Origin of the sequence: Streptomyces sp. NPDC058240 (assembly GCF_042882135.1) — a bacterium.
GTDB lineage: Bacteria > Actinomycetota > Actinomycetes > Streptomycetales > Streptomycetaceae > Streptomyces.
This window is the reverse complement of record NZ_JBHVWT010000007.1, coordinates 178397-188715: the sequence shown is the minus strand read 5'-3', so window position 1 is coordinate 188715 and position 10319 is coordinate 178397. Positions and strand designations below refer to the sequence as shown.

Annotated in this window: 7 protein-coding genes, 1 tRNA gene and 1 pseudogene; 4 read left to right on the top strand and 5 right to left on the bottom strand. The window is 67.6% G+C overall.

Features of this window, described 5'->3' with window-relative positions; translation table 11 throughout:
- Positions 1 to 625 precede the first annotated feature (625 nt).
- A complete protein-coding gene (locus tag ACFVX4_RS15910) occupies positions 626 to 1471 on the top strand; it encodes a hypothetical protein (RefSeq protein WP_389976849.1) in 846 nt (281 codons plus the stop codon).
- A gap of 194 nt (positions 1472 to 1665) precedes the next feature.
- Here the strand turns inward: ACFVX4_RS15910 and ACFVX4_RS15905 are convergent.
- Together ACFVX4_RS15905 and ACFVX4_RS15900 are read right to left on the bottom strand one after the other, a co-directional pair.
- A tRNA-Pro gene (locus ACFVX4_RS15905) sits at positions 1666 to 1739 on the bottom strand.
- Positions 1740 to 1840: 101 nt separating this feature from the next.
- Entirely contained in the window at positions 1841 to 2779 is a 939-nt protein-coding gene (locus ACFVX4_RS15900; RefSeq protein ID WP_389976846.1) for a metallophosphoesterase, read from the bottom strand.
- A 79-nt stretch (positions 2780 to 2858) separates the two neighbouring features.
- Between ACFVX4_RS15900 and ACFVX4_RS15895 the strand changes: the two genes are divergently transcribed.
- Complete coding sequence (locus tag ACFVX4_RS15895) at positions 2859 to 3323, top strand: GatB/YqeY domain-containing protein (RefSeq protein ID WP_389976843.1); 465 nt, start codon at positions 2859 to 2861, stop codon at positions 3321 to 3323.
- Positions 3324 to 3435: 112 nt separating this feature from the next.
- Here the strand turns inward: ACFVX4_RS15895 and ACFVX4_RS15890 are convergent, their stop codons facing one another.
- Complete coding sequence (locus tag ACFVX4_RS15890; RefSeq protein ID WP_389976840.1) at positions 3436 to 5703, bottom strand: transglycosylase domain-containing protein; 2268 nt, start codon at positions 5701 to 5703, stop codon at positions 3436 to 3438.
- A 660-nt stretch (positions 5704 to 6363) separates the two neighbouring features.
- Here ACFVX4_RS15890 and ACFVX4_RS15885 point away from each other — a divergent pair.
- Together ACFVX4_RS15885 and ACFVX4_RS15880 are read left to right on the top strand one after the other, a co-directional pair.
- Positions 6364 to 6688, top strand: a pseudogene (locus tag ACFVX4_RS15885) (IS110 family transposase); the annotation flags it as partial.
- Positions 6689 to 7178: 490 nt separating this feature from the next.
- Entirely contained in the window at positions 7179 to 7529 is a 351-nt protein-coding gene (locus ACFVX4_RS15880) for a WhiB family transcriptional regulator (protein WP_389977045.1), read from the top strand.
- 13 nt (positions 7530 to 7542) lie between these two features.
- On the opposite strand, the gene ACFVX4_RS15875 is transcribed toward ACFVX4_RS15880, so the two are convergent.
- The gene (locus ACFVX4_RS15875; RefSeq protein ID WP_389976837.1) at positions 7543 to 8919 is read right to left on the bottom strand and encodes an ArsA-related P-loop ATPase; all 1377 of its coding nucleotides are present in this window, start codon (positions 8917 to 8919) and stop codon (positions 7543 to 7545) included.
- Positions 8920 to 9038: 119 nt separating this feature from the next.
- A complete protein-coding gene (locus tag ACFVX4_RS15870) occupies positions 9039 to 10025 on the bottom strand; it encodes an ArsA family ATPase (protein ID WP_389976834.1) in 987 nt (328 codons plus the stop codon).
- Positions 10026 to 10319 lie beyond the last annotated feature (294 nt).

Genomic DNA, 10319 nt, shown 5'->3' with positions numbered 1-10319 from the left:
GCCCTGCTGCCCTGCTGCCCTGCTGCCCTGCTGCCCTGCTGCCCTGCTGCCCTGCTGCCCTGCTGCCCTGCTGCCCTGCTGCCCTGCTGCCCTGCTGCCCTGCAAATTGTCAAGTCTACCTGACGGCGGCATTCGTCGAGGGCGAATTGACCCGAAAGGTCACGGTTATCGGCGGGAGCCTGGCACGGCATGGCCCTGATGGTACCGGCGGCGGAACACCCCTCCTGCTCGTCCTGTGCTCAGCACGGTGACTCCTGGTCGGCTATCCGACGAGGCGGGGTGGTCTATGAGTAAGCGAGGTGGTCAGCCGTTGCCACGCTTCATCGCGATTGGTCCGCAATGGGCAGCGCCTGAGCCGATTACGCCATGAGCGCGAGGCCAGCAGTGGGACAGGAGCCTCTGTTTGCGCTGAAGGTCAACGCTGGCGCGGAAGTTCGTGTACGTCGGCTCGGCATCTGCACCCAGGCATGGGCGGCGAACCGGGGCCTCTGAGCGTGGCGTAGGTGATGCACGCGAAATGACGTTTCACGACTTTACGCCTGAGCGGGGTGGAAGCGTGCCAAAACTGGGTGACGCGGGTCAAACGACGGAAGGAACCACCGTGCAAGAGTGAGAAGTTCAACTCGTGCCCAAGGGCAACCGCGGCGAGGACCAGACACGCGGCAGGATTCGAGCGCATGACGCCTGGGCATTGGAGTTACCCGTCCTGATGGAGACGATGAACGTACGGGCTGTAGAGATGGACCTGGGACAGCGGGGCATGCAGGCTGCGCTGACCGTCATTTCAGGGAAGCTCTACCTGCTTGTGCGTTCCGGTCTGAACGAGCAGCAGGTGGCAGCTAGCATCCGGTCGCTTCTCGCTCGCTACATTCACCGCCCTGCCCCTCTTTTGGTTCTCTGGCCGGACGCGGACAAGCAAGGCGTAGTGGTGAGGGAGCCGGACGACGTGTCGGATGGAGCGTTGGAAGACCCGCCGGACGTGACGGCAGACGTCCTGCACCTCTATGGGGAGGGGCACTGGGTGCCGAAGGAGGGGTGGCGGAGTGACGACGACGTCCTCCAGGCGCTGACGGAGATTGTTGCTGTCGACCTGAAGGGCGTCGTGGAGGACCTCCCCGAGGAGACCTACCCCCTGCCCGAGGGGCTCGGTGCTGTCGTCTCCACGGGCTACGACAGCGAGGGGCTGGCCCACCCAATGGTGTTCCTTCGCGGCGATCTCCCCACCGGACTGCGCGCAGATCTCCTCGGCTTCTGCCTTGCGCTGGGTGCCGGCCCCGAATACGGGGACAGCGACCCGGACGAGAACGGCCTGTTCTATGTCGGTACGGACGCAGGGCCAGTGTCTGGACCTGGGGCCGCGCTTCTCGGTGCCCTGATGGTCCAGCGCTTGGGGCGGCGCCCGGGGGACTGCGACTTCAAGCTCCTCGACCCACCGGAGGAGACCGCCCCGGAGCTGGAGTCAGCTGCTTGATCACGGGCGCTCTGCTGGGGGTCCGGCCGCCTCAGTAAGAGCGCCGTCGCGTTGCCAACCGACAGGCTCGTCGGCGGTTCCCTGGGAGCCGGATTTCGAGGTTGGCTCCCAAACGGCTCCCAAGAGGGCCCCGGAAACCGGTCAGGGGCTTGATCCAATAAGTGGATCAAGCCCCTGACCGGGTATTTCATCTGTCGGGGTGGCGGGATTTGAACCCACGACCTCTTCGTCCCGAACGAAGCGCGCTGCCAAGCTGCGCTACACCCCGATCGCCGCCAGTCTCCCGGCGACATCGATTACTTTAGCCCACCCGCGCCCGCAGACGAAATCCGGTTTATGTGCAGCTGAGGGCGAGGGGGCCGGGGGCGCTCAGTCCCGGGCCGTCAGGGTCAGCAGGGTCGCCTCGGGCGGGCAGGCGAAGCGGACCGGGGTGTAGCGGTTGGTGCCGCAGCCGGCGGAGACGTGGAGGTAGGCGCGGTGGTCCTCGATGGAGTGGGTGGAGAGGCCCTTGACCCGGTCCGTGTCCAGGTCGCAGTTGGTGACCAGGGCTCCGTAGAAGGGGATGCAGAGCTGGCCGCCATGGGTGTGACCGGCCAGGATCAGGGGGTAGCCGTCCTTGGTGAAGGCATCCAGGGAGCGCAGGTAGGGGGCGTGGACCACGCCGATGGAGAGGTCGGCGCCCGTCTCGGGGCCGCCCGCCACCTCCGCGTAGCGGTCGCGCTTGATGTGCGGGTCGTCCAGGCCGGTGAAGGCGATCTCCAGGCCGTCGATCTTGAGGCGGCCCCGGGTGTTGGACAGGCCCAGCCAGCCCGCCTCGTCGAAGGCGTCGCGCATCGGTTCCCACGGGTTGTGGACGACGCCGACCGCGGGCGCGTTCCCGTTGAGGCCGTGCTTGCCCCGGGCCTTTTCGAAGAGGTAGCGGGCGGGGTTGCGGAGCTTGGGGCCGTAGTAGTCGTTGGAGCCGAACACGTATACCCCCGGGAACTCCATCAGCGGGCCCAGCGCGTCGAGCAGCTCGGGCACGCCCTCGGGGTCGGAGAGGTTGTCGCCGGTGTTCACGACGAAGTCCGGGCGCAGGCCGGCCAGCGACTGCAGCCAGGCGCGCTTCTTGCGCTGGCCGCTCACCATGTGGACGTCGGAGACCTGGAGCACGCGCAACGGGCGTGCCCCGTGCGGGAGTACGGGGATGGTGACCCGTCGCAGGCGGAACGAGCGGGCCTCGAATCCGGCGGCGTAGGCGATACCGGCTGCGCCGATCGCCGCGCCGACTGCCGTGACTTTCAGGGGTACTCCGTAGCGTGCGCGCATGTGTCCATCGTCGCAGACACCGTGCGGCCAGCAGAAAACCGGCGGGCGCCGGCCGCCCCGTACCTGCCACAATCAGCACATGACCACGCTCAAGTCCAAGCTCAAGGAAGACCTCACCACGGCCATGAAGGCGCGTGACGAGCTGATCTCGTCCACGCTCCGGCTGACCCTCACCGCCATCACGAAGGAGGAGGTCAGCGGCAAGACGGCCCGCGAGCTCTCCGACGACGAGGTGCAGAAGGTGATCGCCAAGGAGGCGAAGAAGCGCCGCGAGGCGGCCGAAGCCTTCGCTCAGGGCGGCCGGACCGAGCAGGCCAAGCGCGAGAAGGCGGAGGGCGAGATCCTCGACGCGTACCTGCCGAAGCAGCTGAGCGACGACGAGCTGGGCGCGATCGTGGCGTCCGCCGTCGAGGAGGCCAGGGCAGCCGGGGCCGAGGGGCCGCGCGCGATGGGTGCCGTCATGAAGATCGTGAACCCGAAGGTGGCGGGGCGCGCGGACGGCGGCCGGGTGGCCGCCTCGGTGAAGAAGCTCCTCGCGGGCTGAGCCCGCACGGCGTACGTATGACGTATGCGTAAGGGCATATGAAGGTGGGGTGCCCCGGACCGATCCCGGTCCGGGGCACCCCACCTTCGTGTCAGGGGACGAGCCTTGCGGCTCAGGGGCCCTGTGTGCTCCCGTTGGTCTGGCCGCGGTTGCCGCCGCCAGTGTTCCCGCCGGTCAGGTCCGGCGGGATGCTCATGCCGGGGAACGGGTTCTTGCCGCCGGGCTTCTTGCCACCGGGCTTCTTGCCCCCGGCGCCGGGCCTTCCCTCGTCCCGGCCGCGGTCCCGGCCCCTTTCCCGGTCGTCGTTCTTCGGCGGGTCCGGGATGTTGACGGTGTTGAAGGGAGGAGCGGCCACTCCGTTGAGGGCGCCCGTCATTGCGTCACGCCAGATCGGTCCGGGGACCTGCCCGCCGTACACCTTGTCCTGGTACACACCACCGATCGTGATGCGCTCCATCTCGACGCTCTGGGACGGGCTGCCGACCCAGACGGCGCCGGACATGTTCGGGGTGTACCCGACGAACCAGGCGTTCTTACGGGCGTCGGTCGTACCGGTCTTGCCCGCGTTGTCGCGGCTCTGGAGACCCGCCTCCTGACCGGTACCGGAGTCGACCACGCCGCGCAGCAGCGTGTTGATGGTGTCGGCCGTCGTCTGCGACATCGCCTGCGAGCAGGAGGTCTTGGGCACGGGGAGCGAGCTGCCGTCGGCCTTGTTGACCGACTCGATGGCGATCGGCGTGCAGTACGTACCGCGGTTGGCGAAGGTGGCGTACGCACTCGCCATCGTCAGCGGCGACAGACCGTTGGAGCCGAGGGTCAGGGTCGACGGGTTCTGCGGGAGCTTGGAGCCGTCGCCCTGCACCACGCCGAGCTTGTCGGTCATCTGGGAGACCGGGCACATGCCGATGTCCTGGAGCATCTGGACGAAGTAGGTGTTGACCGACTTCTCCATCGCCTCCTTCAGCGCGTACGGGCCCTTCTCGGTCTCGCTCTCGTTCTCCAGGTGATACTTCGGCACACCGTCGTTGACCCACGGCTTCCCGCAGGACTGCACCGTGTCCGGGTAGTCCATCTCGTACGGGGACGGATAGACCTGTGTGGCCGGCTTGCCACCCTCTATGGCCGCGGCGGCGAGGAACGGCTTGAACGTCGAACCGGTCGGGAAGCCGTAGTTGGAGCCGCCCATGGCCTTGTTGACCGAGTAGTTGTACTGGGTCTCGTTGTTCCCGAAGCCGTACGGCTTGGACTGGCCCATGCCCATGATCTTGCCGGTGCCCGGCTGGACCAGCGTCACGGCTGTCGCGACCTTGTCCGACTTGTAGACGTGGTTCTTGATCGAGCCCTGTACCGACTGCTGGGACTGCGGGTCGAGCGTCGTCCGGATCGTCAGGCCGCCCCGGTTCCAGATCTTGGCCCGGTCCTCCTTGCTCTCGCCGAAGACCGGATCGGTGAGGAAGACGTGGCGTACGTAGTCGCAGAAGAAACCGGCGCCGCTGACGGCGGTGATGCAGCCGTTCTTCGGCTTCTTGACCTTCAGCTTGATCGGGGTCGCCTTCGCCTTGTCGGCCGCGGCCTGCGAGACGTTCCCGACGTCGGCCATGCGCTGGAGCACGGTGTTGCGGCGCTTGGTCGCCTCGGCCGTGTCGTTGACCGGGTCGTAGCGGCTAGGCGACTGCACGACGCCGGCCAGCAGCGCGGACTCCGCCAGCGTCAGGTCCTTCGCCGGCTTGGAGAAGTAGCGCTGGGCGGCGGCCTCGACGCCGTATGCCTGCTGCCCGAAGAAGGTGATGTTGAGGTAGTTCTCCAGGATCCTCTTCTTGCCGAGCTCTTCCTCGACCTGGATCGCGTACTTCAGCTCCTGGACCTTGCGGCCCATCGTCTGCTGGGTGGCCTGCGCGACCTTGTCCGGGTCGTCGCCCGCCTCCTCGACGAAGACGTTCTTCACGTACTGCTGGGTGAGGGTCGACGCGCCCTCGGCGGTTCCGCCCGTCTGCACATTGCGGTTCAGCGCGCGCAGGATGCCCTTGAGGTCGACGGCCCCGTGCTCGTAGAAGCGGGCGTCCTCGATCGCGACGATCGCCTGCTGCATGTACGGCGAGATGTTCTTCAGCGGGACCACCGTGCGGTCGCGCGAATACACCGAGGCGATCATCCCGCCCTTGCTGTCCAGGATCGTGGTGCGCTGGCTCAGCGGCGGAGTCTTGAGGTTGGCCGGGATCTCGTCGAATCCCTCGACCGTCCCCTTGGTGGCGAGACCCAGTGCTCCGGCGGCCGGCAGCGCGATGCCCGCGAGCACAACTCCGGAGAGTGCGGCGACACCGAGGAACTTGGCGGCCTGCTGGGTCGTCGAGAGACCCCCGCCCGAGCGCTTCTTTGGCATGGGGGCAGCCTAATCCGTAGTTATGAGCGATCCGTAGGAGCGGGTGCTTCTCAGAGCGTTCGAGTACCAGACCGTGACATCCGGGTGCAGCCGGGCCGTCGAGGCCTCAACGTAGATCGGTGCGCGGTCGTGGTGCTCAGGGTGGTGGCGGTCACGTGGGCGCCGGGCGGATGCCTTTGCTCAACCCGGCGTGAACGCCTCACTGAAGAGCGGCGGCGTTCGGCGTCTTCGTGACCGCCACCACCTTCGTCGGCGCCGGACGGATACCTGAAGCCGGCCTGGCCCATGAGGCCTCGGCTGAGACCTGGTGCCGTCCGGCGCCGTCAATCCCATTGTCTTGATCACTTGTTGGTGTTGGTGGTGCGAGCCCTCCACACGGTGACCTCTCGATACGCCCGAGCCCACTGAGCTCCTGCGCAGACCGAGGCCCGTGGGGTGCGCCGGTGCCACGAACGGCTAGTGAGGTGGCGGCCCGACCGTGCTGCGGTTGAGGCCTGGGATTGGGTCGCTGCGTGGCCCGCATGCGCTCGTGACCAGCGCAAACGCCAAGCTCTGGGGAGGGAACCTTGATTTATTGCGGAATCGACTGGGCGGAACGAACCCACGACGTCGCCCTGGTGAACGACAGCGGCGAGCTGACGGACATGCACGCCCACCGGCCGCTGCCTGATGACTCCGGCCTCGGGCGCGCGATCGCCGTCCTGGCCCGCGCCCAGCAGGACGGCCGTCACCAGACGGTGGGTGAAGAACGACCGGCTCAACCACGCCGGCTACCTATGGGCCTTCGCCCCACTAAGGGCATCCACCGGGGCCAACGCCCACTACCGGCGTCGACGAGAACAAGGGGACTGGCACGCGGCCGCCCAGCGCAACCTCTTCAACCGCATGAGTCGGACACCTCTACCACTGCCTTCAGAAGCGAGAACTCTTCGACGAACAGTCCGCGTTTCCGGCACCACTGCAGGCAGAGCTGGCAGCCGCGTGACCAGCGGACACGTCTTGCCCGCGGAGGCGACGCCAGCCGATCATTCCCCCATGAGACCCGAAGTGCATGCGTTCGTCGCCGACGGCCCGCTCCCGGACGACGTGAGGTGTCTACGTTCTCATTCGCCGGACACACGTATATGCCTTGGCCTAAGCTGCTCTCAACTGTCACAGCAGTCCGGTTCCCTATCAACCCCCCATGCATGACCCGACCACGAGCTCAGGTGCTCCCGAATTCGCCTCGTGTGTCATTGAACGTCCGTTGTGATCCAGGTGAACTGTCCCGATTCTGCCGGGATAGTCGCTTATGCCCTCGCCTCACTCCCCTGGGTGATCTGCCGCATACGCATAGTCCGTTCGGGCCATTCAAGATTGGGCCCGAAGGGGGTGTTGTGCTGTCGCCACCTTCCGTAACGTCCTCAACTGGCAGCGCGGTGAATATGCCGCTACCGCCGTGGGGGAGCCTCGATTCGGGAGAGGACGGCGCCGTGATGGGCTGGGTAACCGACTGGAGTGCGCAGGCAGCCTGCCGCACTACCGATCCGGATGAACTGTTCGTACAAGGGGCAGCGCAGAACAGGGCCAAGGCGGTGTGCACCGGATGTCCGGTGCGGACCGAGTGCCTGGCCGATGCGCTGGACAATCGCGTCGAATTCGGCGTGTGGGGCGGAATGACCGAGCGGGAGCGCCGCGCACTGCTGCGCAGGCGGCCCACCGTCACGTCCTGGCGCCGGCTGCTGGAGACCGCGCGCAGCGAGTACGAGCAGTCGACGGGCATCCTGCCCGTGGCGATCGGACTGGAGGACGACGAACTGCACGAGAGGTACGCCGCGGTGGGATAGGGCCGACGGGCGGCTATGCAGCTCCGGCCGGGGCAGAACCGGTCGCGAGCCGGTCCCCTATGGCCCGGAGTCCTTCGAGGTCATGTACGTCACCGGGCAGCGCGGCCACTTGGGTCACGGCGACCTCGGGGTGCAGCGCGGTGAAGCGGTCGCGTGTGCGCTGTTCGCGCGCGACCACCTGCATTCGTTCGGCATGCAGCCGCAACAGACCTGCGGTCAGCTCCTCGACGGAAGCGGTCCCGGGTGAATCGGGAACGTGTCCCGGCGTCGGCTCGCGGTCTTCGGTGTCCTTGTGCTCGTGCTCGGAATCGTCGGGCGTGGCGTCGGGGGCGGTATCCGGTGCGGCACCGGGCGTGACAGCGGGTGTGACAGCGGCTTCGGGAGAGGTGGCCGACTGGTCGGCCCGGTCACGAAGTCCAGCCTTCCCGGCCGTCTGATCCACAATGCCGACCCCGTCAAGATTTTCTGCGGCGGCCAGGGCGTGCTCGGCGGAGAGCCGGGCGGCATCGCTGCCATGGACCCGGTTGAGCACCAGCCCGGCCAGCGGCATCTCCTCCGCGGCCAGCCGTTCCACGAAGTACGCCGCCTCGCGCAGCGCGTCCCGCTCCGGCGTCGCGACGACGAGGAACGCCGTGCCGGGGGCCTGGAGCAGTTTGTACGTGGCGTCGGCCCGGGTACGGAATCCGCCGAACATGGTGTCCATCGCCGCGACGAAGGTCTGTACGTCGCGCAGGAACTGACCGCCGAGCAGCTTGCCCAGCGTTCCGGTCATCATCGACATGCCGACGTTCAGGAACTTCATCCCGGCCCGGCCGCCCATCTTCGCCGGGGCCATCAGCAGCTTGATGAACTTTCCGTCCAGGAACGAACCGAGCCGCTTCGGCGCGTCCAGGAAGTCCAGCGCGGAGCGCGACGGAGGGGTGTCGACGATGATCAGGTCCCACTCGTCGCGTGCTCGCAACTGCCCGAGTTTCTCCATCGCCATGTACTCCTGCGTGCCAGCGAAACCGGCCGACAAGGACTGGTAGAAGGGGTTCTCCAGGATCGCGCGGGCCCGCTCGCCGTCCGCGTGCGCCTCGACGATCTCGTCGAAGGTCCGCTTCATGTCGAGCATCATGGCGTGCAGTTCCCCGGCGTCCCCGCCCTCGATGCCCGGCACCTGGCGCGGGATGTTGTCCAGCGAGTCGATGCCCATGGACTGGGCGAGCCTGCGGGCCGGGTCGATGGTGAGCACGACGACCTTGCGGCCGCGCTCGGCCGCCCGTACGCCCAGAGCCGCCGCGGTCGTGGTCTTGCCGACGCCGCCCGAACCGCAGCACACGACGATCCGGATGTCCGGATCGTCGAGCAGCGCGTCGGTGTCCAGCGCGGGAGCGTGGGAGACAGCCATATCCGGCGCGGCCGTGTCCGTTCCGGCCGTGTCGGATGTGGCCGTGTCCGTCGACGCGGTCGCATCCGTCGTTGCGGCCGTAGCCGTAGCCGTAGTCGTAGCCGCGTCCGTGCGCTGTGTCATGTACCCACCCCTTGTCCCGCCTCCTCGCCCACGCCCTGCTTGCGGAGCTCGGTCGCCAGGTCGTAGAGACCGGCAGGGTCCATCCCCTCGCCGATCAGCGGGAGTTCGTACCCCGGCAGCTCCAGGTCCGCGAGCACGGCGCGCTGTTCACGCTCCAGCTCGACCCGCTGGGCATGCTCGGCCGCCTGCTCGACCAGGGGGCGTACGAGCCCCGCGGAGCCGGTCACTCCGGCCCGGGTCAGCGCCTTGGCGATCTCCTTGCGGCGGCCGCCCGCGGCGGTGCGCAGGGTGTCCTCGTCCAGCAGGTGGGGCCGCACCATGTTCACGATGACGCGCCCCACCGGCAGTTCGGCGGCCCGCAGTTCGGCGATGCCGTCCGCGGTCTCCTGGACCGGCATCTCCTCCAGCAGCGTCACCAGATGGACGGCGGTCTCCGGGGACTTCAGCACCCGCATCACGGCCTGTGCCTGATTGTGTATCGGGCCGATCCTGGCCAGCCCCGCCACCTCGTCGTTCACATTGAGGAAGCGGGTGATGCGCCCGGTGGGCGGGGCGTCCATGATCACGTAGTCGTAGGCGTACCGGTTCTGCTTGTCCTTGCGGCGTACGGCTTCGCAGGCCTTGCCGGTCAGCAGCACGTCCCGCACGCCGGGCGCGATGGTGGTGGCGAAGTCGATCGCGCCGAGTTTCTTGAGCGCCCGGCCCGCGCCGCCCAGCTTGTAGAACATCTGGAGGTAGTCGAGAAGGGCGCGCTCGGCGTCGATCGCGAGGGCATACACCTCGCCGCCGCCCGGCGCGACGGCGATCTTGCGCTCCTCGTACGGGAGGGACTCCGTCTCGAAGAGCTGGGCGATGCCCTGCCTGCCCTCGACCTCCACGAGAAGGGTGCGCTTGCCCTCGGTCGCGAGGGCGAGCGCGAGGGCGGCGGCGACCGTGGTCTTACCGGTACCGCCCTTGCCGCTGACGACCTGGAACCTGCTCACGTATTCGAGCCTAACCAGTCGTACCGCAGGCTACGCACGAGGCTGTGCGTGCCAGGTATTACAGTCGGGCCATGACCAAGTGGGAATACGCGACCGTGTTGCCACGTAACGCGTCATAACTTACCCCATGACGAAGCCCCGCCCATGTGCCACGGGGGAGGCACATGAACGGGGCCGATACCGACGCGCTGAGCCGTGGTTCTTGCCGTCGCTCAGCGGGTCGGAGTCTCACCAACGGATGCGCTCTGCGTCTCCGCCCACGCACGCCGGACACGGGCGCTTGCACGTCCACCG